General features: G+C 74.4%; 25 protein-coding genes. 13 read left to right on the top strand and 12 right to left on the bottom strand.

Features of this window, described 5'->3' with window-relative positions:
• Window positions 1–438 (bottom strand): PPOX class F420-dependent oxidoreductase, encoded by a 438-nt coding sequence (locus ACFWJB_RS07075; protein WP_385463754.1) that lies wholly within the window; start codon window positions 436–438, stop codon window positions 1–3.
• A gap of 211 nt (window positions 439–649) precedes the next feature.
• Here ACFWJB_RS07075 and ACFWJB_RS07070 point away from each other — a divergent pair, with 211 nt between their 5' ends.
• Together ACFWJB_RS07070 and ACFWJB_RS07065 are read left to right on the top strand one after the other, a co-directional pair.
• Window positions 650–1,216: a DUF2243 domain-containing protein gene (locus ACFWJB_RS07070; RefSeq protein ID WP_385463757.1), complete on the top strand. Its 567-nt coding sequence runs from the start codon at window positions 650–652 to the stop codon at window positions 1,214–1,216.
• Entirely contained in the window at window positions 1,216–2,082 is an 867-nt protein-coding gene (locus tag ACFWJB_RS07065) for a cytochrome c oxidase assembly protein (protein ID WP_386920747.1), read from the top strand. Before ACFWJB_RS07070 ends, ACFWJB_RS07065 begins: the two co-directional genes overlap by 1 nt.
• On the opposite strand, the gene ACFWJB_RS07060 is transcribed toward ACFWJB_RS07065, so the two are convergent.
• Window positions 2,059–2,271, bottom strand: a complete 213-nt coding sequence (locus ACFWJB_RS07060) for a hypothetical protein (protein WP_385463763.1) — start codon at window positions 2,269–2,271, stop codon at window positions 2,059–2,061. The two genes, ACFWJB_RS07065 and ACFWJB_RS07060, sit on opposite strands and share 24 nt — an antisense overlap.
• A 228-nt stretch (window positions 2,272–2,499) precedes the next feature.
• Between ACFWJB_RS07060 and ACFWJB_RS07055 the strand changes: the two genes are divergently transcribed.
• From ACFWJB_RS07055 to ACFWJB_RS07045, 3 genes are all read left to right on the top strand, one after another.
• Window positions 2,500–3,498, top strand: coding sequence for a mechanosensitive ion channel family protein (locus ACFWJB_RS07055; RefSeq protein WP_386920745.1), 999 nt, complete (start codon window positions 2,500–2,502; stop codon window positions 3,496–3,498).
• A 150-nt stretch (window positions 3,499–3,648) separates the two neighbouring features.
• A complete protein-coding gene (locus tag ACFWJB_RS07050) occupies window positions 3,649–4,284 on the top strand; it encodes a class I SAM-dependent methyltransferase (protein WP_386920743.1) in 636 nt (211 codons plus the stop codon).
• A 106-nt stretch (window positions 4,285–4,390) separates the two neighbouring features.
• Entirely contained in the window at window positions 4,391–6,094 is a 1,704-nt protein-coding gene (locus tag ACFWJB_RS07045; RefSeq protein WP_386920741.1) for a RecQ family ATP-dependent DNA helicase, read from the top strand.
• Between the two features lie 46 nt (window positions 6,095–6,140).
• Here the strand turns inward: ACFWJB_RS07045 and ACFWJB_RS07040 are convergent, their stop codons facing one another.
• Window positions 6,141–7,331 (bottom strand): amidohydrolase, encoded by a 1,191-nt coding sequence (locus tag ACFWJB_RS07040; protein ID WP_386920739.1) that lies wholly within the window; start codon window positions 7,329–7,331, stop codon window positions 6,141–6,143.
• Between the two features lie 171 nt (window positions 7,332–7,502).
• Between ACFWJB_RS07040 and ACFWJB_RS07035 the strand changes: the two genes are divergently transcribed.
• The 6 genes from ACFWJB_RS07035 to ACFWJB_RS07010 all read left to right on the top strand — a co-directional run bounded on the left by ACFWJB_RS07035 (window position 7,503) and on the right by ACFWJB_RS07010 (window position 12,993).
• Window positions 7,503–8,969 carry an aminotransferase class I/II-fold pyridoxal phosphate-dependent enzyme gene (locus ACFWJB_RS07035; RefSeq protein WP_386920737.1) on the top strand — a complete coding sequence of 489 codons (1,467 nt, stop codon included), beginning with the start codon at window positions 7,503–7,505 and terminating at the stop codon, window positions 8,967–8,969.
• A 115-nt stretch (window positions 8,970–9,084) separates the two neighbouring features.
• A complete protein-coding gene (locus ACFWJB_RS07030) occupies window positions 9,085–9,267 on the top strand; it encodes a hypothetical protein (RefSeq protein WP_385463779.1) in 183 nt (60 codons plus the stop codon).
• 21 nt (window positions 9,268–9,288) lie between these two features.
• Window positions 9,289–9,981, top strand: a complete 693-nt coding sequence (locus ACFWJB_RS07025; RefSeq protein ID WP_386920735.1) for a hypothetical protein — start codon at window positions 9,289–9,291, stop codon at window positions 9,979–9,981.
• Window positions 9,982–10,064: 83 nt separating this feature from the next.
• On the top strand, window positions 10,065–11,006 hold the full coding sequence (locus tag ACFWJB_RS07020; RefSeq protein ID WP_386920909.1) for a DUF6895 family protein: 942 nt from the start codon (window positions 10,065–10,067) through the stop codon (window positions 11,004–11,006).
• Window positions 11,003–11,920, top strand: a complete 918-nt coding sequence (locus ACFWJB_RS07015; protein ID WP_385463781.1) for a DUF6895 family protein — start codon at window positions 11,003–11,005, stop codon at window positions 11,918–11,920. The genes ACFWJB_RS07020 and ACFWJB_RS07015 overlap by 4 nt, the downstream gene beginning before the upstream one ends.
• Window positions 11,917–12,993, top strand: a complete 1,077-nt coding sequence (locus ACFWJB_RS07010; RefSeq protein WP_386920733.1) for a serine hydrolase domain-containing protein — start codon at window positions 11,917–11,919, stop codon at window positions 12,991–12,993. The genes ACFWJB_RS07015 and ACFWJB_RS07010 overlap by 4 nt, the downstream gene beginning before the upstream one ends.
• A 69-nt stretch (window positions 12,994–13,062) precedes the next feature.
• Here ACFWJB_RS07010 and ACFWJB_RS07005 read toward each other — a convergent pair whose 3' ends face one another.
• Both ACFWJB_RS07005 and ACFWJB_RS07000 read right to left on the bottom strand, forming a co-directional pair.
• Window positions 13,063–14,439, bottom strand: coding sequence for a carbohydrate-binding protein (locus ACFWJB_RS07005; RefSeq protein ID WP_386920731.1), 1,377 nt, complete (start codon window positions 14,437–14,439; stop codon window positions 13,063–13,065).
• A 192-nt stretch (window positions 14,440–14,631) separates the two neighbouring features.
• Window positions 14,632–16,293 carry an alkaline phosphatase D family protein gene (locus ACFWJB_RS07000; protein ID WP_386920729.1) on the bottom strand — a complete coding sequence of 554 codons (1,662 nt, stop codon included), beginning with the start codon at window positions 16,291–16,293 and terminating at the stop codon, window positions 14,632–14,634.
• Window positions 16,294–16,550: 257 nt separating this feature from the next.
• On the opposite strand from ACFWJB_RS07000, the gene ACFWJB_RS06995 reads away from it, so the two are divergent.
• A complete protein-coding gene (locus ACFWJB_RS06995; protein ID WP_385463792.1) occupies window positions 16,551–16,856 on the top strand; it encodes a hypothetical protein in 306 nt (101 codons plus the stop codon).
• Between the two features lie 115 nt (window positions 16,857–16,971).
• Entirely contained in the window at window positions 16,972–17,334 is a 363-nt protein-coding gene (locus ACFWJB_RS06990) for a cupin domain-containing protein (RefSeq protein ID WP_385463795.1), read from the top strand.
• Here ACFWJB_RS06990 and ACFWJB_RS06985 read toward each other — a convergent pair whose 3' ends face one another.
• The 7 genes from ACFWJB_RS06985 to ACFWJB_RS06955 form a co-directional block, all read right to left on the bottom strand.
• Entirely contained in the window at window positions 17,335–18,690 is a 1,356-nt protein-coding gene (locus tag ACFWJB_RS06985; RefSeq protein ID WP_385463798.1) for a VWA domain-containing protein, read from the bottom strand.
• A complete protein-coding gene (locus ACFWJB_RS06980; protein ID WP_386920726.1) occupies window positions 18,687–19,544 on the bottom strand; it encodes an AAA family ATPase in 858 nt (285 codons plus the stop codon). Before ACFWJB_RS06980 ends, ACFWJB_RS06985 begins: the two co-directional genes overlap by 4 nt.
• 128 nt (window positions 19,545–19,672) lie before the next feature.
• Entirely contained in the window at window positions 19,673–20,983 is a 1,311-nt protein-coding gene (locus ACFWJB_RS06975) for an FtsX-like permease family protein (RefSeq protein WP_386920724.1), read from the bottom strand.
• 3 nt (window positions 20,984–20,986) lie between these two features.
• Window positions 20,987–21,772 (bottom strand): ABC transporter ATP-binding protein, encoded by a 786-nt coding sequence (locus tag ACFWJB_RS06970; RefSeq protein ID WP_385463807.1) that lies wholly within the window; start codon window positions 21,770–21,772, stop codon window positions 20,987–20,989.
• Window positions 21,773–21,935: 163 nt separating this feature from the next.
• The gene (locus ACFWJB_RS06965; protein WP_386920722.1) at window positions 21,936–22,580 is read right to left on the bottom strand and encodes a lactate utilization protein C; all 645 of its coding nucleotides are present in this window, start codon (window positions 22,578–22,580) and stop codon (window positions 21,936–21,938) included.
• A complete protein-coding gene (locus tag ACFWJB_RS06960; protein ID WP_386920720.1) occupies window positions 22,577–24,055 on the bottom strand; it encodes a lactate utilization protein B in 1,479 nt (492 codons plus the stop codon). Before ACFWJB_RS06960 ends, ACFWJB_RS06965 begins: the two co-directional genes overlap by 4 nt.
• The gene (locus ACFWJB_RS06955; RefSeq protein ID WP_385472736.1) at window positions 24,052–24,804 is read right to left on the bottom strand and encodes a (Fe-S)-binding protein; all 753 of its coding nucleotides are present in this window, start codon (window positions 24,802–24,804) and stop codon (window positions 24,052–24,054) included. Before ACFWJB_RS06955 ends, ACFWJB_RS06960 begins: the two co-directional genes overlap by 4 nt.
• Between the last annotated feature and the right edge of the window lie 97 nt (window positions 24,805–24,901).

Here is a 24,901-nt window from a genome sequence, read left to right as displayed (position 1 = left end):
TCAGCTCGCCGCCGGCCCCGGTGCCTCCGGGCGCCGGGGCCGCACCGTGCCGAGCCAGCGCCGCACCTCGATCTCGACGACGACCCGCTCCGGGTTGGCCCGGGGCTGCCGGTAACGGGCCGCGTACCGCTCCTCCGCCTCCCGGACGGCATCGGCGTCGTCCCGTACGGTCGCGACACCCTCCAGAGTGGACCAGCGCCGGCCGTCCACCTGGCCCACGGCGACGGCCGCCCCGCCGGTCCGCTCGATGTTGCGCACCTTGGCGGTGCCGCGGCTCGTGATGACGCGTGCGGTGCGGGTCGCGTGGTCGTACGTCACACCGACCGGGACCAGATGCGGGCTGCCGTCGGCGCGCGGCGTCGACAGGAAGCACACCCGGCGCTCCTGCCAGAAGGCGATGAACTCCGCGTCGGCGTCGTCGTGCTGCACGGTGTCCATGGCGCTCCTCGGTGTCCGCTCGGCCGGCCCCGCTCCGCCACGGTCGACCGGCCCGTTCGCCTCACCCTACGACGCGCACCCGCACGTGAGCGCCCGTCACCCGAGTGACGGAAAACGGCGACGGGATCCCGCCGGACGGTGACATGAACCCGCGGGGCGGGGAAACCGTGTCCGGAAGCTCCGCGCACAGCCGACGGGACGGAGAACAGGCATGGCCACCACGACAGGTGAGACCCGGGCGGTCACGGAGGCGGCGAACAGCATCCGGCTGCCCGGCATCCTCCTCGGGGTCGGGCTCGGCGGCTTCGTCGACGGCATCCTGCTCCACCAGCTCCTGCAGTGGCACCACATGCTCACCAGCACCGACCACGACCGCATCGGGGTGAAGTACTACGACCCGAACACCGTCTCCGGCCTGGAGATGAACACCGTGTGGGACGGCGTCTTCCACACCGTGTGCTGGATCTCCGTCCTGCTGGGCCTGGCCCTGCTGTACTCCCGGGTCACCCACAACCGGCGCGCGGTGTGGGCGTCGAGGGTGCTGTGGGGCTGGATCCTGGCCGGATGGGGCCTGTTCAACGTGGTCGAAGGCCTTCTGGACCACCAGATTCTGGGCATTCATCACGTCCACGGCGGCCCCCACCAGGCGTGGTGGGACGCCGGGTTCCTGGTCCTCGGCGTCCTGCTCCTGACCGGCGGTCACCTGATCCGGCGCGGGGCCCGGCCCTTCGACCCCGGTGCCCCCCGGGGCGCGGGCCGGTCCGGAGGCCCCGCCTGATGGGCCCGGCGGACGGCGCACACGCCACGCACCACCACGGTCCGGACGGTGACGTCGTGCCGGGCGCCGCGACGACCCTCTTCGTCCCGCTGGTCCTGCTGGCGCTCCCGGCCGCGGCCTACCTGCTCGCCGTGCGCCGGGCCCGGCGCCCCAACCCCGCGCGGGGCTGGAGCGGCCGGCGGTCGGCGTCGTTCCTCGGCGGGGTGGCGCTGCTCGCCGTCGCGCTGCTGCCGCCGCTGGGGCCGGCCGCGCACACCGACTTCCGGGGCCACATGGCCCAGCACATGCTCGTCGGCATGTACGCGCCCCTGCTCCTGGTCCTTGCCGCGCCGGTCACCCTGCTGCTGCGCATCCTGCCGCCGGCGCACGCCCGCCGGGTGACCGGGCTGCTGCACAGCCGTCCCGCGCGCCTGGTCACCCACCCCGCCACGGCGCTCGCGCTGAGCACCGGCACCCTCGGCGCGCTGTACTTCACCCCGCTCCTCGGCACGGTCATGTCCCACCCCGCCGGGCACTGGCTGACGCTCGCCCACTTCCTGCTGTCCGGCTGCCTCTTCGCGTACGCCGTCGCCGGCCCCGATCCGGCGCCCGCGCGCCCCGGCGTGCCGGCCCGGCTCGTGTACCTCGGCATCGCGATCGCCGCCCACGCCCTCATCGCCCAGGCGATGTACGGCGGGTTCCTCGTCGACGTCCACGCGCCCGTCGACCAGGTCCGGCAGGGCGCCGAGATCATGTACTACGGCGGTGACATCGCCGAGCTGCTGCTCGCGGGCGCCCTGGTGTCCACCTGGCGGCCCGAGCGGCGCGCCGCCCGTGCGCGGGCCCTGCCGGCGGACCCGGGGTCAGGCGGCGTCCCGGTCCGCTGAGGCCGAGTGCCGCGCGGCCGGCGCGGTGCCCCGGTCCGCGCCGGCGCCGCCGCCCGGGATCAGCCGCAGATGCCGGCGCCGGGCGTGCCGGGCGGGCTCCGTGTCCCGGAAGATCCGGTCCTCCAGCCACGTCATGGTGAAGAGAAGCAGCCCGAGTGCGGGCAGCAGCAGGACGGCAACGACAACCACGACGCAGGTCCCCCTCCGCGGTGAACGACTTCCTGACGGGTGCCCGGAGCCGTACGGGTGATGGGCCCGCGTCCCGTGAAGATGACGCAACCGTCGGACAAAAGGCGCAGAAAGGGCGAAAAGGTGCGGGTGGGACGGGATGTGCCCCCGTGTCATGTTCGAGCCGCCGGTGGGTACGCGGGGCCGACGGCAGGGACGTACGCGCCGAGGAACGGAGCACTTGAGGCGATGACGGACGCAACCGCACCCACCGGTCCGGCCACGGCACCGCAGTCGGCGGCCTCGTGGTCGGACTGGGTGGGCGATCACACCACCGCGCTGGTCGGAGTGCCGCTGCGCATCGCGCTCATCGTGGTGGTGCTGCTGGTGGTGCGCGCGGTGGCGAAGCGGGCCATCACACGGATCGTGCAGCGCGTACTGGAGCCGTCCGCGGGTGAGCACGAACGCAGCCGTTCGCGCTGGTCGGCCCGGGGGCCCGCGGTACTGCACCGCGACCGGACCCGGGCGAGGCAGCGGCGCGAGCAACGGGCCCGCACCATCGGCTCGGTGCTCAGCAGTGCCGTGACCATCGTGCTGTTCATGGTCGGCGTCGCCATGGTGCTCGACCAGGTGGGCATCGCGCTCGGCCCGCTGCTGGCCAGTGCCGGAGTCGTCGGCCTGGCGATCGGCTTCGGCGCGCAGAGCCTGGTGGCCGACTACCTGTCCGGCCTGTTGATCATGATCGAGGACCAGTACGGCGTCGGCGACTCCGTCGACCTGGGGGAGGCCGTCGGCGAGGTGGAACAGGTCGGCCTGCGCCTGACCCACGTGCGCGACCTCAACGGCGGTCTGTGGCACATCCGCAACGGCGAGATCCTCCGGGTCCGCAACGACAGCCAGGAATGGGCCCGCGCCGTCCTCGACGTCGCCGTGACCTACGACGCGAACCTCGACACCGTCTACCGCGTCCTCGAGGAAGCCGGCCGCGGACTCCGCGAGGACCCCGCCTTCGCGGACCTCCTGCTGGAGGACGTGTCGGTGTGGGGCGTGCAGTCCCTCGACCCGGACGGGGTCGTGGTGCGCGTCGCCGTCCGGACCGCGCCGCTCCAGCAGTGGGGCGTCACCCGCGAACTGCGCCGCCGGGTGAAGGACGCCCTGGACGGTGCGGGCATCGACATCCCCTTCGCGCGCAACGTGTGGGTGCGCGGCGGCGACTCCTCCGAGCCCGGTTCCGCCGCCCTGCGCTGACCCGGCCCCGGGGGAGGAGCGGCGCACTTGCCGTTTCGGCAAAGCCGTTCGCCGTGGCGGCCGTGGCGGGTGCAGCCTGGCACGGAACGGGCGGCGCCCGAGGCGCGCCCGGCCGAGCAGACGACTGTGTCCGTTCCTCAGGAGGCACGCATGACCGACACCCCCGCCCCGGCCCCCGCCGCCGAGTTCTGGGAGGCCCGATACCGCGACGCCGACCGCGTCTGGAGCGGGCGTCCCAATCCACTGCTGGTCCGGGAGGCGGGCGACCTCACCCCCGGTACCGCGCTCGACCTGGGATGCGGCGAGGGAGCGGACGCCGTGTGGCTGGCCGGCCGCGGCTGGCGCGTCACCGGCGTGGACATCTCCGCCACGGCACTCGAACGCGCGGCCGTGCACGCCGCCGAGGCGGGGGTCGGCGACCGCACCGCCTGGGAGCGCCACGAGCTGGGACGGTCGTTCCCCGAGGGGACCTTCGACCTGGTGAGCGCCCAGTTCCTGCAGTCGCCGGTGCCCCTCGACCAGCAGGCGGTCCTGAGCCGTGCGGCGCGCGCCGTCGCGGACGGCGGCACGCTGCTGATCGTGATGCACGCGGGCTGGCCCACGTGGCAGACCGAACCGCCCTTCGACGCCGACTTCCCCACCCTGGACGGCGTCCTCGCCGAGCTCGCACTGCCGGCCGGTGAGTGGACGGTCGAGACCAGGGAGACCGTCCGCCGGCCGCACACCTCGCCCGAGGGCGTCGAGGGCCACCGCGACGACAACGTGTGGCGGCTGCGGCGGGTGTGACGGACCCCGCAGGGCCGGTGGGGCACTGGCGACGGCCCGGACGGGTACCCGGGCCGGGACGCCGGGCGAACCGCGCGGCGGCTCACCGATCGACGAGGGAGGGGCCATGGGCGGGAAACGGCCGTCGGACACGGCGGAGGGCACCGAACGCCTGCGGCGCACAGCCGAGGAGGTGTACGGCTGGGACACCCTCCTGCCCGCGCAGCTCGAGGCCATGGAAGCGGTCCTGGCCGGCCGGGACACCCTGGTCGTCATGCCCACCGGCTCCGGCAAGTCCGCCGTCTACCAGGTCCCCGGCGTGCTGCTGCCCGGCCCGGTCGTCGTCGTCTCGCCGCTGCTCGCCCTCCAGCGGGACCAGATCGCCGGTCTGCCCGACGGCACCCGAGCCCCGGGCGCGGTGGCGGTCAACTCCGACCTGACCTCCGCCCGGGCGGAGGCCGCCTGGGACGCGGTGCGGCGGGGCGAGGCCAGGTTCCTCTACCTGTCGCCGGAGCAGCTCGCCAAGGACGAGGTCGTGGAGCGGCTGGCCGAGCTGGGGCCCGCCCTGTTCGTGGTCGACGAGGCCCAGTGCGTGGCCTCCTGGGGCCACGACTTCCGGCCCGACTACCTCCGCCTGGAGCAGGCGGTACGGCGAGTGGGCCGGCCCCCGGTGCTCGCCCTCACCGCGACGGCGGCCCCGCCCGTGCGCCGGGAGATCGTCGAACGGCTCGGCATGGAGCGGCCGCGGGTGACGGTGACGAGCTTCGACCGGCCGAACATCCGGCTGGAGGTCCGCCGGTTCCTCGACGAGGACGAGCGGCGCCTGGCGATCGTCGAACGGGCCGCCGCCGAGCCGAAGCCGGGCATCGTCTACGCCGCGACCCGCAAGGACACCGAGCACTACGCCGGCGAACTGGCCCGGCTGGGACTGACGGCCGAGGCCTACCACGCCGGACTGCGCGCAGGGGAACGCGCCCGCATCCACGACGCCTTCCTCTCCGGCGCCGCCGACGTCGTGGTGGCGACCTCCGCCTTCGGCATGGGCATCGACAAGGAGGACGTGCGGTTCGTGCTCCACGCCTCGCTGCCGGGCTCGCCGGACGCCTACTACCAGGAGATCGGCCGCTGCGGACGGGACGGCGAGCCCGCCCTCGCCGTACTGCACTACCGGCCCGAGGACACCGGCATGCAGAGCTGGTTCGCCGCCCGCACCCCCGGCCGCGGCGCGCTGTCCGACGTCGCCGACGCCGTCCACGACCACCGGAGCGACCCCGCCGGCGTGGACCGGCTGCGCCGGGACACCGGGCTGTCGCGCAACCGCGTCACCGCGGCGGTCAACCTGCTCGAGGAGGCCGGCGCCGTAGACACCGGGGAGGACGGCGAGGTGCGGCCCGATCCGGGCACCCCGCCCGACGAGGCGGCCGACCTGGCCGGGGACGCGGCCGAGGCGCACCGGCGGACCGACCGCACCCGCGTGGACATGGCCCGCGCCTACGCCGAGACCACGAGTTGCAGACGGCGGTTCCTGCTCGGCTACTTCGGCGAGGAGTACGAGCCCCCGTGCGGCGCCTGCGACGTGTGCGACGCGCAGGACGCCGGGGCGGGGGACGGCGGGGCCGGGGAACCGGCCGCCCACCCCGAGGCCTCCGCCTATCCGGTCGGCGCCCAGGTACGGCACGGCGAGTGGGGCGAGGGCACGGTGCTGAGCGAGGACGGCGACCGCATCACCGTCCTGTTCGACCGGGCCGGCTACCGCACGCTGTCCCTGGAGGCCCTGTCCGGCCGCGACGACCTGCTCACGGTGGTTCCGGCGGAGGACGACGAGGCGTGACCAGGACTCCCTGCGGACCCGGCGAGCACGCCTGCCGGAGGGCGGTTCAGCCCTCACCCGCCTCCGCCGCGCGGTGCCGCGCCCAGGCCGCTTCCCGCAGGTCCGGGCGCAGCAGTACGTCGGCGGCCGTGCACGCCAGCGCCCCGGCAGCGGCGGTCAGGACCTCACGGGCCCGGCCGGAGGCGGCGGCCGCGGCGAACTCGGGAGTGTGGTCGGAGCCGTCCTCGCCCATGATCGCGACGAACGGATGGATGGCGGGCACGCGCGTGCTCACGTTGCCGACGTCCGACGAGCCCAGGTAGACACCGGGCACCGGAGGCGTCAGCGCGATCCCCGCCGCGGACAGATGCGCCGCGAACCGGTCGGACAGCACCCCGTTGTCCCGGAAGTGGTCGTAACGGACCGTGGCGCGTTCGACCTCGGCCCGCGTACTGGTCGCCCGGGCGACGCCCTCCGCGCACTCGCGCAGCTGCCCGATCAGCCCGTCCAGTGCGCGCGAGGTGGCCGCCCGCAGCCCGAACAGCCCCTCGGCGAACTCGGGCACGATGTTCGTGGCGGTCCCTCCGTGCGTCACGATGCCCTGCACGTGGGAAGCCTCCGGCAGTCGCCGGCCGACCACGGCCAGGACGTTGAACAGCTCCACGAGGGCCGCGAGCGCGTCGACGCCCTCGGTCGGGTTGCCCGTCGGGTGGGCGGCCCGCCCGTGGAAGGCCACCCGGTACTGCACCTGCGCGGTCAGCGGCGCCCGTCGCCAGTCGTACACCCCCGGGTGGAACATCAGCGCCGCGTCCACCCCGTCGAACACCCCGGCCTCCACCTCCACGGCCTTCCCGCCCCCGCCCTCCTCCGCGGGCGTGCCCACGGCCGTCACGCAGCCCCCCGAGCCGCCCAGGACGGCGTGCACCGCGAGGGCGGCGCCCAGACCCGCCGCCGCGATCAGGTTGTGGCCGCAGGCGTGACCGAGGCCGGGCAGTGCGTCGTACTCCAGCAGCAGCGCCACGGCGGGGCGGCCCTCGCCCGAGCGGGCGACGAACGCGGTCGGCATCCCCGCGGTGCCGCGCTCGACCGTGAAACCGGCTCCCTCCAGCTCCCCCGTGAGCAGGGCGGCCGCCCGGTGCTCGGCGAACGCGTACTCGGGGTCGGCGTGCAGCCGCAGCGCCACGTCCCACAGCGCCCCGGCCCGGCCGGCCACCTGCTGGCGGATGTCCTCGTGGACGTCGTCGAGCGTGCGGGCCACGCCGCCTCCTCGCGTCGGGTGCTCCGGCTTCCTGCGATGTGCGGGTGCCACCATCCGGGTGCCGTGACACGCACCGGGTTTCGGCGGCCGGGCGGGTGCAATACGTTCCCATGCGCCGCGGGGCCGTGAACCGCGGACGGACGGCGCCCCCGAACCGACGTGGGAGGAACGATGGATCACTCGCGGGTGCCCGTTCTGGAGGCGCTGGAGGACTTCCGGCGGCGGGGAGACATCGCCTACGGCCCACCGGGACACAAGCAGGGCCGCGGGGTCGATCCGCGGGTGGCGGAGATCGTCGGGATCGACGTGTTCCGCTCGGACGTCCTCTCCCTCAACGGGCTCGACGACCGCCGTCAGTCCCAGGGGGTGCTCAACGCCGCGCAGGAGCTGATGGCGGACGCCGTCGGCGCCGAGCATGCCTTCTTCTCCACCTGCGGCAGCTCCCTGTCGGTCAAGACCGCCATGCTGTCCGTCGCCGGCCCGGGGGAGAAGCTGCTGCTGTCGCGCAACGCGCACAAGGCGGTGGTCGCGGCGGTCGTCGTCAACGGCGTCGAACCGGTCTGGGTCCACCCGCGGTTCGACGCCGAACGGCACCTCGCCCACCCGCCGGAGCCGGACGACGTCCGCCGCGCACTCCGGGAACACCCGGACGCCAAGGGCATGTTGCTGATCACGCCCACGGACTGGGGCACCTGCGCGGACATCGCGGGCGTGGCCCGGGTGTGCCACGAGTACGACGTGCCCCTCATCGTGGACGAGGCATGGGGCGCCCATCTGCCCTTCCATCCCGCCCTCCCCCCCTGGGGAATGGACGCCGAGGCCGACCTGGTGGTGACCAGCGTCCACAAGATGGGCGGCGCGATCGAGCAGAGCTCCGTCTTCCACCTCCAGTACGACCGGGTGTCGCCCGAGGTGCTGGCGCAGCGCGAGGACCTGCTGGGCACGACGAGCGCCTCGTCGCTGGTGTACGCCACGCTCGACGGCTGGCGGCGGCAGATGGTCGAGCAGGGCCACGACCTGCTGGACGCCGCCCTGCGCCGTGCGGAGCGGATCCGGGCGGCGGCCGCGGACATGCCGGGTCTGCGGCCCATGGGCCGGGAAGTCGTCGACGCGGGGCTCGCCGCCTCCTTCGACCCGCTCAAGATCGTGATCGACGTGCGGGAACTGGGCGTCAGCGGCATGCAGGCGACCGAGTGGGTGCGGGACCACTGCCATGTGGACCTCGGCGGCTCCGACACCTGCCGCATCAGCGCATCGGTGACCCACGCCGACGACGTCCACACGGAGGAGGTCCTGCTGGGTGCCCTGCGCGCCCTCGTCGAGGGGGCCGGGTCCATCGAGCGCCGGCCGTCCGTCCGCCTGCCCGAACCCCCGGTACTGGAGCTGGAGCAGGCCATGTCGCCGCGCGCCGCGTTCTTCGCCGAGGTGGAGCACGTGCCGGCCGAACGGGCCGCGGGGCGTGTCTGCGCGGAGACGATCAGCCCCTATCCGCCGGGCGTGCCGGTGATCGCCCCCGGCGAGGTCATCACCGACGAGGTCCTCGACTACCTGCGCAGCGGCGCCGAGCACGGCGTCCTGATCCCGGACGCCGCCGACTCGTCGCTGCGGACGCTGCGCGTGGTCCGCACGGTGTCCTGACTGTCCGAATTGTTGAAGAAGTTATCTTCTGTGAATTTTGAGAAGATAGGCATGCTTTGTGGCGTGTCGGACACCTGTGGTGCGAAGGCCATTGGCTACCAGAGGAGATGGTGAGATGCCTTCCAACGACAGGATGCTCGCGGAAGTCACCGAGGACATCGACATCGAAGCGGCACTCGACCCCGCCGAGCCCGACGGAGTCTTCCGGGACAGCCGCGAGTGCGCCGGTCTCGCCCTGCAGCACGGCGGCGGGAATCTGCTGCTCTCGCCCCCGACCCCGCGCCCGAAGAAGGGCTGACGGACCGACGGGAGCAGTGAGATGGAGCAGTCGAGCACATCGGCCCTTCTCCAGGGCACGGTGCTGGACCTCGCTTCGGACGTGGTCTCCGCTCTTCGGAGCGGAGACCACGCGCGAGCGGGCGGCACCCCGACGACGGACGGCGCGGGCATCGCACGTGCCGCGATACGCATCCTGGGCGCCGACACACTGCTGCCCACCGAACTCAAGGGCGTTCCGCCCGACCCCGGCCTGCTCGCCGTGTTCGAGGACGCCGTGGCGGCCCACCCGCCGCGGTCCGACGCGGCCCCCACCGTCGTGTGGAGCCACTGGGCGATGGCCCGCGCCCTGCGACGCCTCGAAGGACCTGTGGCCGGACCCGACGGGGGCGCCGAGCCCGACGCCGGCTGGCTCGACGACGCCGGCTGGCAGCAGCTGACCCATCAGCTCGCCGTGCTCGCCCCGCTCGCCCTCCCCGGCGAGGACAGCGCGGTGGCCCGCGCGGCCCGGCGCCGCCCGGTGGACGTCGCCCGGGGCTTCGTACGGGCGGTGCGCCGCCGGGACTGGCAGCAGGCGGCCGGAGCCGGACGCTGGCTCACCCTCCTGGACGGCGTGCCGGACACCCTCGGTCTCGAGGCGGGCCTCGACTTCGTCCGGCTCATGGGCGGCGGCGACCCGCGCGTGGCCCTCCAGCTGGAGGCGGCGCGGCTGATGCCGGCCGGAGTCCTGCTGTGACCGCGGCACCCGCGACGCACACGGCCGGTGCCACGAACACGGCGCACGACGGCGGCGCGTGGGACGAGCGGGACACACGGCACGTGCGCCGGGTCGAGGAGACCGCGCTCGCCTGGGTGCACGCCCACCGCGACCGCTTCGCGCTCGGCGAGGACGCCCTGGCCGCCGACGGCCAGGTGAACCGCACCTGGAAACCGCTCGGCGAACTCGCCCGGGTCTGCGCGTCCGTGTCGCTGTGCACCCCGCCGTCGGACCCGCTGCACGCACGCGTCTCCGGCCTGCTGGATTTCGCCTGGCAACAGACCCGCGGCGGCGAGCTGTTCCTGCTGATGCAGTCACTGGAGCCCTTCGCCACCTATCCGCTGGAGGTCTACGCGGCCTTCGCCTCGGCCGGCCACCGGCACCCCGGCTACGAGGCGTCCGCCGCGCTCGTCGCCCGGACCCGCGGCTGGCGGCTCACCGAGCAGTACCCCACCCGGCGGCTCGGCGTCATCGAGGCCGAGCGGCACAGCGGCATCCCCCCGCACGGCCGGGTGCCGCAGACGCTCGACCGCACCTGGCTGGGCGGCCTGCCCGAGCCCTGGACCTTCGAGCGCGCGGCCGGCTACGCCCTCACGCACGTCGTCTTCCACCTCACCGACTGGGGACGCACCGCCCGGGGCGTGCCGCCGGAACTGGTGACGTATCTGGACCACTGGCTGCCGCCGTGGCTCGACACCTGCCTCGATGCCCGGATGTGGGACCTGAGCTGCGAGCTGCTGGCGGTGGCGGCCAGTGTGCCGTGCCCGCCCGCACCGGCGGTGCTGCGGGACGCCTGGCACCGTGTGGCGTCGGCCCAGCACCCCTCGGGCGCGATCCCGGAGGAGGGTGCCCTGCAGGACGCCGCCCGCCCCGGCCCCGAGGACCCCTACGACTTCACCGACTGCTACCACTCCACCCTGATGGCGGTGTTCGCGGCGGCCCTGACGAGGGCACGGACGAACGGCACCGGACAAGGGCACAGCGGACGAGGAGCGCCGGCATGACGGACACCCGGCTGATCCACAACGTCGGAGCCGGCGCCCTGGAGTGGCTCTGGGCCCACCGCGACGGATTCCGGCTGGAGCCGGACGCCGACCCCGAGGTGGGCTTCCTGGAACGCTTCAAACCGGTCGGCGAACTCGCCCTGATCTGCGCGGTGCTGTTCCGCGAGGGTGTGGCCGGCACGCGGCAGGCGCAACTGGCCCGCCAACTGCTCGACCACGCCTGGCGGGAGACCCTGGACGGCGGTCGCATGCTGGCGCGCGGGCAGCGCGTCGAGCCGTTCTCGCCCATACCGTTCGAGGTGTACCTGCCGTTCAGGGAGCTGGGCTACAGCCAGCCCGAGGTGGAAGCCGCCACCGTGCTGAATCACCGCCTCGACAGCTGGGCGAGGTTCCCCGTGACGCCCACCCGCCGGCTGGGTCTGTCCGCCTTCCAGCGCCGCTTCGGCCTGACGGCCCGGCCGCCCGAGGCCGGCCTCGTCGGCACCACCTGGCTGGCCGCCACCCCCGAACCCTGGACGGTCGAGGGCCACACCGCCTACGACATCACCCACACCGTCTTCCACCTCACCGACTGGGGCGAGAACCCCGGCGGCCTGCCACCCGGCGTCGCCGAGTACCTCACCACCTGGCTGCCCGTCTGGCTCGACGACTGGCTGGACCTGAGGCGCTGGGACCTGCTCGGCGAACTCCTCGTCGTCGACGCCTGCCTGCCCCGCCCGACCCTCGACCGGGCGGCCTGGGAGGGCTTCGCCGCGGCGCAGCAGCCCGACGGCGCCATGCCCGCGATCCGCACGATGCCCGAGGGCGACCCCGAAGAGGTGTTCGACATCGTCTACCACCCGACGCTCGTCGCCGCCTTCGCGTCCCTGCTGGCCACCTCCCGCGCCCTCACCGAGCTGGCGCACGCCTCATGACGGCCCCCCACCCCTGGCCGGGCGACCCCGCCGCCGACGAGGACCTCGTGCCGGAGCCCGTCGCCCCCGCCGACGACGCCCTGCGCGAGCGGCTGGCCGCCGCCGTCGACGCCTGCGACGCACCCGACGTCGTCTTCGCCGTGTCCCACCACGGCCGGCGCACCCTCCACGGCGGCGGCACCGGTACGCCCCCCGACACCCCCCGCGAGGACCTGCGGTACGAGATCGGCTCCGCCTCCAAAACCTTCACCGGACTGCTGCTGGCCCGGCTCATCCGGTGCGGGGCCCTGACCGGCGGCGAGCCGGCCGCGGCCTGCCTGGACCCCGGCCGGCCCGCCGGACCCGACCCCGTGACCCTGGCCCACCTCGTCACCCACACCGCGGGACTGCCCGCGCTGCCGCGCGACTTCCTCCCGCGCACCCTGCCCGCCCGGCGCACCAACCCCTACGCCCGCTACCCGGCCGCCCGTATCGTCGACGCCTTCCTGCGCCACCGCCCGAGGCACCGGCCCGGCACGCGCTGGCACTACTCCAACTTCGGCGTCTCCGTCCTCGGCCACGCCGTCGCGGCCGCCACCGGCACGGCCTGGCCGGACCTGCTCACCGAGCACGTCCTGCGCCCCTTCGGCCTGAGCGGTACGGCGCTGTCGGCCGAGGACCCCAAGACCGACGCCGCCGGGCACGGCAAGGACGGCCGCACCCCGGTACCGCCGTTCGACGCGGGCGGCTTCCAGGCCGCCGGGGCCGTCCGCTCCACCCCGCACGACCTGCTCGCCTTCCTCGAGGCCCACCTCGCCCCGGCCGGCTCCCCGGCGGCCGGCGCCCTGGGCGCGGTGCGGGTGCCGGTGCTCCGGCGGGGCCCCGGGCACCGTCACGTGCACACCGTGGCCTGGTTCCGGCACCCCACCGACGGCGGGCCGATGTACTTCCACGGCGGGGCCACCCTCGGCCAGCAGGCGTTCCTCGGCTTCCGGCCCGACACCGGCACGGCCCTGGCCGCGGTCTGCACCCGCCGCTTCCGCGCCCGCGACCCGTTCGTCGCCACCGCCTACGCGTTCCTCGCCGAGGGATGACGGACACGCCTCCGGCGCGGGGCGGTCACCCCGCGCCGAAGGCGCGTCCCCCGAGCCCGTGGCGGGCCGTCACACGGGCTGCCACAGGGCCGGCGTGCCCTCCGGCGACCAGGCGCCCTGCGCCTGGTGGTTCTGCAGGCACCGGTACCGCACACCCGCGTAGGTCACCGTGGCCCCGACCTGGTAGACCCGGCCGGCGGCCCACGCGTCCGCGGCCGCGTCGTCCTGCGGCGCGGGCGTCTGGGACTGGGCGGCCGTGGTCCTCAGGGTGAGACCGAAGTCGCTGAGCAGCGGATTGACCGGCTGGTAGAAGGTGGTGCCGCCGTTGGTGCAGTCGCCGGAACCGCCCGACGTGGTGCCCTGCGCCTGGGCGCCCGCGACGAAGGGGCCGCCGGAGTCGCCCGGCTCGGCGCACACCGAGGTCTCGGTCAGACCGTCGACGGTGCCCTCGGCGTAGCTGACGCTCGTGTCGTGCCGGCGGACGGTGCCGCAGTGCCAGCCGGTGGTGGACCCGGAGCGGCACACCGACGCCCCGACCAGTGCCTCCACCGAGCCGGCGACCTGCACCTTCTGCCCGTCCTGCGCCTTGACGTCGGGCGTGGCCGTCCAGTCGGAGTTGACGGCCACCCAGGCCATGTCCTTGCCGGGGAAGGTGGAGTTCTGGAACGTGCCCTGGTCGCTCTGGTCGTACCCGGTGGTCCTCGCGCCGGGCCTGCCGCAGTGGCCGGCCGTGGCGAAGCCCTGCTGCTGTCCCTTGGTGACGGAGAAGCCGATGGAGCAGCGGGCCCGGGCGTCGATGTAGTAGGCGTCGCCCCCGACGAGGTCCTTCAGCAGCCGGGGCCGGTTCGGGGACACCTCGACGCCCACGTTCTCGGCCTCGACGCCGGCGCTCCTGACGAAGGCCGTCGCGGCCGCCTCGCTGCGCGCCTGGACCATGACCCGGTTGGTGCGCACGTCGACGTACCAGACCGGCGTCTCGGCGGTCCGCGTCCGCACGGCGGCGGCGTCCAGCTTCTCCTTGACCGCCGTGAGCCGGGCCAGGGGCTTCTCGACGACCGCCGCCGTGGCGCCCTCGGCCCGGATCGCGCCGGTGTCGGCGGCGTCGGTGGTGGCGACGGTCAGTTCGGCCGAGGTCGCGCCGCTCACCCAGGCGCCGGCGAAGCGGTCGCCCAGCGTGTTGCGCAGCCGGCCCGCACGGGTGCCGGCCTCCGCCTCGTTGACCAGCCGGGCCGTCGCCTGATCCGGCGTCAGCCGCAGGTCGCGCTCCATCGCGTGCAGCACCTGCGTCGACGGTGTGTCGGCGCCGAGTGTCCGGGCGGCGGTGGGCGACGGCCCCGGTGCGGGTGGCGGCGCGGCCGACGCGGCCTGGGGGAGCGCGGTCAGGGCGAGCGCGCCGAGTGCGGTCAGGGCGGCGCGGCGGGTGCGCGCGGCATGTCTGCCGACCATGCGATGTGCCTCCTTCGAGTGCTGTGCGAGACAGCGGAGAACAGTGGGTGACGGTGGGTCACGCTGCGACTGGGGCGGATCACAGGCCTTGCCCGAAATCCCCGCGGCGACGCCGGACGCGGGCGTCTTTCGCGCGATGGGGGACGCGGTGGGGTGCAAGTGCAGTACACGCGCGTGCGCACCGCGTCCGGGTCAGGCCGGCTTCAGCCCCGGGGACCCCGCCTCGGTGACGAAGGACGCGGCCGTGGTGACGGCGGCGCCGGGCGTGGTGACGGCGGAGACCGTCCGGAAGTCCATGCGGGCCGCCTGGCGGTCGAGCCGGATCCGGACGTAGCCGCGCCTGCCGTCGTAGAACCTCAGGTGCGGGTTGGCCCGCATGTACGTGTCCCAGTTGGCGGGCCGCTCCACGCCGTCCCGGCCGCTGGAGACGGAGGTGCAGGTGACCTCCGTGCCGAGGGTCGCGGACGCGGGGTCGTCGAAGTCGTCCTTGACGTCGAAGGCGTAGGCCACGTGCACGTCGCCGGTGAGGATCAGCCAGTTGTCCACCCCGGCCGACTTCGCCCCGGCGACGACCCGGCCGCGGGAGGCCCGGTAGCCGTCCCAGGCGTCCATGGAGAGCGCGGCGTCGGCGGTCACGTCGAACTTGCGCTGGGAGAAGCAGACCTGCTGCGGCATGACGTTCCACAGCGCCGTCGAGTCACGCCAGCCGTCGATCAGCCACTTCTCCTGCGCGGCACCGGTGAGGGTGCGCGCCGGGTCGTCCGACTCGGCGCCGGGGGCGTGCGGACGGTCGTCGTAGGCCTGGTCGGAGCGGTACTGACGGGTGTCCAGGAGGTCGAACTGGGCCAGCGTGCCCCAGTGCAGCCGGCGGTACAGCTGCGCGTCGGGGCCCTGGGGCAGCTGTGCGGCGCGCAACGGCTGGTTCTCCCAGTACGCGCGGTAGGCGGCGGCGCGGCGCAGCAGGAACTCGGCCGGCGGCACGGCGTTCTCCGGGACGCTCCCGGCGTAGTTGTTCTCCGTCTCGTGGTCGTCCCAGGTGACGACGAAGGGGTGGGCGGCGTGCGCGGCCCGGAGGTCCTGGTCGCTCTTGTAGAGCGAGTAGCGCAGCCGGTAGTCGGCGAGGGTCATGGTCTCGCGGTTGAACACGTCGGGCAGCGTGAGGTCCGTGTAGCGGCGCTCGCCCCCCGCCGGGTTCACCGCGTACTCGTAGAGGTAGTCGCCGAGGTGGAGGACCATGTCGACGTCGTCCTCGGCGAGGTGCCGGTGCACCGTGTAGTAGCCGTCCTGGTAGGCCTGGCAGGCGACGGCGGCCAGTCTCAGGCCGGACGTGGCGCTGCCCGGCGCGGGGGCGGTGCGGGTGCGGCCGGTCGGGCTGATCCAGGACCCGGTCCGGAAGCGGTAGTAGTACTCGGTGCCCGGCGTCAGACCCGTGACGTCGACGTGCACGCTGTGGGTGTACTCGGCGTGGGCGTCGGCGGTGCCGCGGAACAGGACGCCCGCGAAGCGGTCGTCGAGGGCCACCTCCCACTCGACCGCGACCCGTTCCGTGCCCATGCCGCCGTCCTCCAGGAACGGCTCGGGCGCCAGCCGCGTCCAGAGCAGCACCGAGTCCGGCAGGGGGTCGCCGGAGGCGACGCCGAGGGTGAAGGGGTCCTTGGTGATGCGGGCGGTGCGCTCACGGGCGGCGACCGCGCCCCGGGCCGGCAGATCGACGGAGAAGGCGAGCGCGGCGGCGGCCGCGGTGACGGTGAGGAAGCGCCGGCGGCCGAGGTGCCGGGCGGCGGCGCCCCATACGGCGTCGTGCGGGGAGGAGGCCGGCTCGGCCGGTGCGCTGTGACGGCCCGTGGGCGCCATCTGGTGTCCTCTCGTACGGGGCGGGCGGTCCGTGGGCGGGCGTGCGGGAAGCCGGGTGGGCCCCGGGCGGCCGCCCCGCGCACGCCGACCCGCGGTACGCGGACCCCGCATGCTATGCAGACGAAATGGACGAAACGGGCAGGGCGTGCGGAGTGATCACACAGGAGGCGGTACGCGCGTGTGCCCGGCGTCGGCCCGGGGCACTCGCGGCGGCGAAGCAGCACGTACGAGGCGGAGGAAGGCGGCGGGCCGGGACGATGGCCAGGACACGGCGCTACGAGGTGGCGGCCTCCGGTCGCTGGTGGGACGCGGAGGACAACCGCTGGCTGCCGGCCGGCGAGGTGCACGCCTGGGAGCAGGGCATGAACCAGACCGTGTGCGGGCTGTCCCTCCACCGGTCGCAGCTGTCCCGTTTCCCGTCCGTGGGCTGGGGCGACGTGCTGCCCGAGTCCGGGGGCGCGGCCGACGCGGTGCGCCGGGTCTGCCCCCGCTGCGCCGCCGCGGCCGGGCGCCGCGGTACGGACGCCCGGCCCGCGTGGCGGCGTACCAACCCACGGCCGTAGGACCTGACGGCTCGCCCGCTCCGTGCCGTACCGCCCGGTGGCCGGGCTCCCCCGAATGGCGGCCCCGACTTGACAGGCGGACGATGGAGGGGTGGTGCAGGGAAGGAGGAGCGTCATGTTCGAGGCCAAGACGCTCGACAAGCCGGACGAGCGGCGTGATTTCCCCCGGGGACACCTCGAGGCCGTCCACATGGAAGGGCTCGACTTCGCCGTGGCCACCTTCGAACCGGGCTGGCGCTGGTCGGAGTCGGTGGGACCCATCGCGGGCACCGACAGCTGCATGATCCACCACAACTGCTACGTGGTGCAGGGCCGCATGTGCGTCCGCATGGACGACGACGGCACCGAGAGCGAGGTGGGCCCCGGCGATGTCTTCGTCTGCACGCCCGGGCACGAGGCCTGGGTGGTGGGCGACGAGCAGTGCGTGGTGTACGACTTCGCCGGAGCCATGGCGAAGGAGTACGCCAAGGCCGACTAGTCAGACCGGCAGCAGTCGCGTCACCAGTGCGCCGAGCTGGCGGGCGTTGCGGCACTCGTGCATCTCCACCAGCCCGGCGTACTCCGGCGCCGCGGAGTCGCCGGTGCCCCACCGTGAGCGCTGCTCGGGGTTGAGCCAGTACACCCGGCGGGCCCGCGCGGCGATGTCCCGGACCGCGGCGAGGTTCGGGTCGCCCATGTTCGTCCGGGCGTCCCCCAGCACGAACACGGTCGTACGCGGGCCCACCGCGGCACCGTAGCGCTCCGCGAACTCGCCGAGGGCGACCCCGTAGTCGCTGCTGCCGTGCCAGCCGGTGAGCGTCGCCCGCTCCGCGATGCGGACGCCGAGCCCCTCCGGGTCGGCGGCGCCGTGCACGAGCAGTCCGGTCACCTCGTCGACACGATTGACGAACGCGAAGACACGCACGCGGCCGAACTGGTCGTGCAGCGCCTGCACCAGCAGCATCGTGAAGTCCGAGAAGCCCGCCACCGAGCCCGACACGTCGCACAGCAGCACCAGTTCGGGCCGCACCGGACGGCGCCTGCGCAGCACCGGCCGCATCGGGACCCCACCCGTCGACAGCGAACCGCGCAGGGTGCGCCGCAGATCGATGCTGCCCCGGGAGGCCCGCCGCCGGCGGGCCGCGAGCCGGGTGGCCAGCTTCCGTGCGAGCGGCTGCACGGTCCGGCGCAGCTCGGCCAGCCGGTCCCGGCTCAGGAGCAGGAAGTCGACGCGGTCGGGTGTCGTGGCCACCGCCCGCCGGGCGATCTCGTCCCGGCCCCGGCGCTCCGCGACCCGGCGCCGCGCCTCGGACGCCACCATGCCCCGGAAGTCCTCGATACGGCGCCGGATCTCGTCCTCCAGCAGCCTGCCGGCGAAGCCCGTGCCGCCACCGCGTGCCCGGACGTCGTCGCGGACCCGGGCGAGCAGGGTCTGCGGTCGCAGCCGGTCGAGCGTCTGATGCGACGACCAGCCGTCCGAGCCGGCCGGGCCGTAGCCGCCGAAGCCCTCGACCGCCTCCGCGGCGAGCCGCTCCAGCAGCGTCCGGTCGTCGGCCGCGAGCGCGGCGGCGATCCGGTCCCGCAGCTCGTCCCGTCCGACCGGTCCGGACCCGGGGCCGCCGGACCGGCGCGGGAAGTACAGGTCGAAGACCGGGTCGAACACCTGGCGCTGGCCGGGCGTGTGCAGCAGGGTGGCCGCCAGGCCCTCGCGCAGCAGTTCACGGTCCGCGAGACCGAGCGCCTCGACCGCCCGCGCAGCGTCCACGCTCTCGCCGGTGCCGATCCGGACGCCGTGCGCGCGCAGCGCGGTGACCAGGGAGGTCAGCCGCTCGGTGACGCCCGCGCCGGTGGTCACAGCGTGTCCAGGTCGAGCTTGGCGGCCGCCTTCTGCACGTCGTCGTGGTGCTTGAGGACGACCCCCAGGGTGTCCCGTACGATCCCCTCGTCGAGCGTGCCGGCACCGAGCGCCAGCAGGGTGCGGGCCCAGTCGATCGTCTCGGCGACCGAGGGGAGCTTCCGCAGGTCCATGGCGCGCAGGGCGCCCACCACCCGCACCAGGGACGCCGCCAGTGCCTCGTCGAGCCCCGGCACCTTCAGCCGGACGATGCGCCGCTCCAGCTCCTCCTCGGGGAAGCCGATGTGGAGGAACAGGCAGCGCCGGCGCAGCGCCTCGGACAGTTCCCGGCTGGCGTTCGAGGTGAGGACGACGAAGGGCCTGCGGGTCGCGGTGATCGTGCCCAGCTCCGGGACGGTGACCTGGAAGTCGCTGAGGACCTCCAGGAGCAGGCCCTCCACCTCGACGTCCGCCTTGTCGGTCTCGTCGATCAGCAGCACCTTGGGCTCGTCGCCGCGGATCGCGGTCAGCAGCGGGCGGGTGAGCAGGAACTCCTCGCCGAAGATGTCGGTGCGGGTCTCGTCCCAGGTCTCGTCGCGGCCCGCGCTGATGCGCAGCAGCTGCTTGGCGTGGTTCCACTCGTACAGCGCCCGGGACTCGTCCACGCCCTCGTAGCACTGCAGCCGCACCAGCCGGGCGTCGGTGACCGCGGCGACGGCCTTGGCCAGCTCGGTCTTGCCGACCCCGGCCGGACCCTCCACGAGCAGCGGCTTGCCGAGGCGGTCGGCGAGGAACACGGTGGTGGCGACCGCGGGCGAGGCCAGGTAACCGGTCGCGGCGAGGCGGGCGGAGACATCGTCGACGGAAGTGAACACCGGGGGCCTCCAGCGGGGAACGGTTTCTGCGGCCTCCTATCTAAGCGCTTGTTCAGCGCCGCTGTCACGCACGGGGACGGTGCGAGGGAATGCCCGATGACGGACACCCCCCCCGCACCGCCCGGGGTTCACGCGGCCGGCGCGACCGCCCCTACCGCCGGGACCCGCAGCACCCGTCGGGCCGTCACCAGGCTCGTGCCCAGCGTCACCGCCGTGCTCACCGCCGCCATCGCGAGCCAGGTGCCGAGGAACGGGTCCGGCAGCACCGTGTCGGTGCGCACCACCGTGAACGGCACGATCCCCGCCAGCGCGGCCGCCGTGCCGAACAGCACCCCCGTGACCGTCAGGATCACGGCCTCGGTGCCGACCGTGCCCAGCACCTGCCCGGGCGTCGCCCCCGCCAGCCGCTGCTGCCCGAACTCGCGCGAGCGGAAGGCCGTCGCCGCGTACAGGGAGTTGACCAGCATGACGCAGACGAAGACCGCGATGATGCCGACGACCGTGAGGTTGAGCGTCTCCAGGTTCTTGGCGTCGACCGACTTGACCAGTCCGGAGGCCCGCACGGCGTCGCTCTCCACGGACTGCAGGGTGAGGGTCGCCGTGGACACGGCGGTGAACAGGATCAGCGGCACCAGGATCCCGGCGAGGTGAGCGGCCCGTACGCGCAGGTTGCGCACCGCCAGCCAGCCGCTGGCGCCGGCGAGCGGCAGCCGGTCGAGCACGCCCGTCAGCAGGGCGGGCGACAGCAGCGCGAACCCGACGGACAGCAGGATCGCCCCGTAGGCCGGTGCCGCCATCAGTGCCTCGTCGGTCGCCGAGAACAGGAAGGTGGAGGCCGCGCCCGCCGCCCCGGTGACCAGCGCGGCGCAGGCCAGGAACCGCCGTGCGCCCGGCCGTTCCCGGCCGCCCCGGGTGACCCGGCGCACCGCCAGGAACGCGGCGCCGGCCGACGCGAGGAGGGTGATGGCGACACCGCTGCCGAGCGCGACCGGGCCGAAGGCCGCGTCGACCGAGTCCGCCACCTGCCCGCTGTCCTGGAACATGCCCAGCAGCGCCCGGCCGCCCAGCACGGCCGGCCCGACCGCCAGGGCCGTGCCCGCCAGGGCCACGGCCACCGCCTCGCCCACGACCATCCGCCCGATCTGCGCCGGAGTCGCTCCCGAGCACCGCAGCAGCTCCAACTCGGCGATGCGCCGGCGCACGTTGACGGTCAGTGTGGAGGCCACCGCGAAGAACACCAGCAGCGTCCCGTACCCGCCGACGACGCCCGCCGTCAGACCGAGCGTGTCCGCGCTCACCGGGTCGACGCCGGCCCCCGCCGCCGTGTCGTGCATCGAGTTGAACGTCATGACGACCGCCGCGCCCAGGAAGGTGGACAACAGCGTCGCGATGAACTGTCCGGGGCGTCGCCGGACCGACCGCAGGGACAGTGCGAACATCGCTCACACCCCCGCCGGCACGTCGTCGCCCAGGTGCGCGAGCCGCTCAGCGACCGCGTCCGGGGTCGGGGCGTCCATCCGGCCGGCCGGACGCCCGTCGGCGAGGAAGACGACGGAGTCCGCGTAGGAGGCGGCGACCGGGTCGTGCGTCACCATCACCACGGTCCGCCCGTGCACCCGCACCGCTTCCCGCAACAGCAGCAGCACCTGTCGGGCGCTGCGCGTGTCCAGTGCGCCCGTCGGCTCGTCCGCGAAGATCACCCGGGGCTCGGTCACCAGCGCGCGGGCGATCGCCACCCGCTGCCGCTGACCGCCGGAGAGCTGGTCGGGGCGGTGCCCCAGCCGGTCGCCGAGTCCGACCGCGACCAGGATCTCCCGGGCCCGCCCGCGGTCGACCCGCCGCCCGGCGAGCTTCAGCGGCAGCACCGTGTTCTGCGCGACGGTCAGCGTCTCCAGCAGGTTGTACTGCTGGAACACGAACCCGACCCGCCCCCGCCGGAACTTCGTCAGCTCCGTCTCGCTGCCGCCCGTCAGCTCCTCGCCGTCCACGCTCACGATCCCGCTGTCGGGCCGGTCCAGGCCCGCCGCGCACTGGAGCAGCGTGGACTTGCCCGAGCCCGACGGTCCCATCACCGCGGTGAACGTGCCCCGCCCCAGGCTCAGCGTCACCCCGTCCAGCGCGGTCACGGTGTTCCCGGCGGTGCCGTAGGTCTTGGTGACCTTGACCAGCCGCAGCGCCTCGGGGGACGGTCCGGGGTCGTGCCGGCCTCGTGCTCGGTTGCGGAACATCGTGATCACCCTCCGTGCGGCACGCCCGGTGCGCTGCCTCGCCCACGACGCTACGGAGCGCACGGCCCGGCCACACGGGGCGCAGAGCCCGTATCGGGGGGTGTACCCAGCGACACCCCCGGTCCGCGACGATCCGCCGCACGGCCCGCGACGCACCGCGCCGTCAGCCGGTCGCCAGCACCACCTCCAGGGTGCGCGGGCCGTGCACCCCCTCGACCCGGTCGAGCTCGATGTCGCTGGTCGCCGAGGGGCCGGAGATCCACGTCGACGGGCGGGCCGGGTCCAGGCGTCCGAGGGCCTGGGGGACGGAGGCGACCACCTGGCCGGGGACCCGGACGACGCAGATGTGGTGGTCCGGGACGAGCGTGATCCGGCGGCGGCCCTGGTCGGGGGAGCCGTCCAGGACGATCGTGCCGGTCTCGGCGATCGCGACCGCGCACCCCGTGATCACACTGTCGACGCGGTCCAGTTCCCCCGGCGTGCTCTCCGGCCGGTCCCGGACCCGCTCCGGACCGCCGTCCGCGAGCCAGTCCGGGTCCAGGCCCGGTGGCACGAGCACCGTCCTCGTCCCGCGGGCGGCGAGCAGCCCGGTGACCGTCGCCGCCACCTCACCGGCCGTGCAGCGGTGCACGATGGCCCGGTACTCCGCCAGGTTCGCGGCGAGCAGCTCCACCGTCTCCGCGACGGTCCGGTGCCCGTGTTCGCGCAGGTAGTCCCGGGCGACCGCGTCCTCGTAGGGGGTGTCGTCGTGCGGCACGTCCGCGAGGGCGCGCCGCACGCGCCCCAGGATGCGTTCCCGGCTGCTCACTTCGCTCCGTCCTTCCCGCCGCGTGTGCGCTGCCACCAGTCCCGGAACGGCTCGGCGGGCACCGCCGGCAGATCCCGGGTGCCGCTCCACGCCCGGCCCGGCCCCGGAAGCGTGCGCGGATGCAGGCGGCGGGTGCGCGACGCCAGCCGCTGCCCGGCCCGCAGCGCGCCCGGGTGCGTGAACACCCACTGCGCCGCGCGCATCGCCGCCCGCTCGGCGGCATGTCCCTTCGCCGGCTTCAGCACGACCCGGTTGCCCTCCCGGACGGCCGGCCCGCCCTGCACGACCCGTTCCCGCAGGTGCACCAGGACCTCGGGGATGTCGATGGCGACCGGGCACACCTCGTAGCAGGCACCGCACAGCGAGGACGCGTACGGCAGGGAGGCGTCGATCTCGCTGCCCGTGCCCCGCAGTTGGGGGCTCAGGATGGCGCCGATCGGGCCCGGGTACACCGAGCCGTAGGCGTGGCCGCCCGCCCGCTCGTAGACCGGGCAGACGTTCAGGCAGGCCGAGCAGCGGATGCAGCGCAGTGCCTGGCGGCCGACCTCGTCGGCGAGGGTGTCGGTGCGGCCGTTGTCGAGCAGGACCAGGTGGAAGTTCCGCGGGCCGTCGCCGTCGGTCGTCCCCGTCCACATCGACGTGTACGGGTTCATGCGCTCGGCGGTGGAGGAGCGGGGCAGGGTCTGCAGGAAGACCTCCAGGTCCCGCCAGGTCGGCACGACCTTCTCGATGCCGACCACGGAGATCAGTGTCTCGGGCAGGGTCAGGCACATGCGGCCGTTGCCCTCGGACTCCACGACGACCAGCGTGCCGGTCTCGGCGACCACGAAGTTGGCGCCGGAGATGCCGACCTTGGCGCGCAGGAACTTCTCCCGCAGATGCAGCCGGGCCGCCTCGGCGAGCTCGGCCGGAGTGTCCGTCAGGCCCTCGGGCGCCGGGCGGCCCCACCCGCCCATCTCTGAACGGAAGATGTCGCGGATCTCGCCGCGGTTGCGGTGGATCGCCGGCACCAGGATGTGCGAGGGCCGATCCCTGCCCAACTGCACGATGAGCTCGGCGAGATCGGTCTCGTAGGCCCGGATGCCCCGTGCCTCGAGCGCCTCGTTGAGGCCGATCTCCTGCGTCGCCATCGACTTGACCTTGACGACCTCGGACTCGCCGGTCTCCGCCACCAGCCGGGCCACGATCTCGTTGGCCTCGGCCGCGTCGGCGGCCCAGTGGACGGTGCCGCCCGCCGCCGTGACCGCCTCCTCGACCCGCACCAGGTAGCGGTCGAGGTGGCGCAGCGTGTGGTCCTTGATCCGCTTGCCGGCCTCGCGCAGCAGCGCCCAGTCGTCCAGCTCCGCCACCGCCCGCGCCCGCTTGTCGCGGATGGTGTGCGTCGCGTGCCGCAGATTCCCGCGCAGCGTCGTGTCGCGCACGGCCGCACGCGCCGCCTCGGGAAAGGCCGGCATCCCCACGAACGTCCCGCTCATGCGGCCGCCTCCTCCGTGCTCGCCAGGATCTCCGCGATGTGCACCGGCCGCATGCCCGTCCGCAGCCGCGCCATGGTCCCGCCGATGTGCATGAGACAGGAGTTGTCGGCCGCGCACAGCACCTCGGCGCCCGTCGCCTCGGCGTTGCGCACCTTGTCCGTGCCCATCGCGACGGACACGTCGGCGTTCTTCACCGCGAAGGTGCCGCCGAAGCCGCAGCACTCCTCGGCGCCCGGCAGCTCCACCAGCTCCAGCCCCCGCACCGCCCGCAACAGCCTGAGCGGCCGGTCCCCGAGGCCGAGGGCGCGCAGCCCGTGGCAGGTCGGGTGGTACGTCACCGTGTGCGGGTAGTAGGCCCCCACGTCCGTCACCCCCAGCACGTCCACGAGGAACTCGGTCAGCTCGTACGTCTTCGGCACCACCGGTGCCAGGGTGGCGGCCAGGGCGTCCCCGCGGCCCTCGGCCCGCGCCCGCTCGCCCAGGCGCGGATACAGCTCCCGCACCATCGCGCCGCACGACCCCGACGGCGTCACGATCGCGTCGTAGTCCGTGAAGACCTCGGCGAAGCGCCGGGCCAGCGGCTCCGTCTCGTGCCGGTAGCCCGTGTTGTAGTGGGCCTGGCCGCAACAGGTCTGGCCCGCCGGGAAGTCGACCTCGACGCCCAGCCGGGTCAGCAGTCTCACCACGGCACGGCCGGTGTCCGGATAGAGCGTGTCGTTGACGCAGGTCAGGAACAGGGCGACACGCATCGCGGCTCCTCGGGCGATCGTTGCGATCATCGGACGAAAGCAGGGTAGTCGTCGCGTCCGCTCCCGCGGCAGGGTGCGGTCGTCCGGTGGCGCGTCG

It is taken from the genome of Streptomyces sp. NPDC127100, assembly GCF_042724095.1.
In the GTDB taxonomy this organism is placed as follows: Bacteria; Actinomycetota; Actinomycetes; order Streptomycetales; family Streptomycetaceae; genus Streptomyces.
Note: the sequence above shows the minus strand (reverse complement) of the source record. Positions and strands in the feature narration are given on the sequence as shown.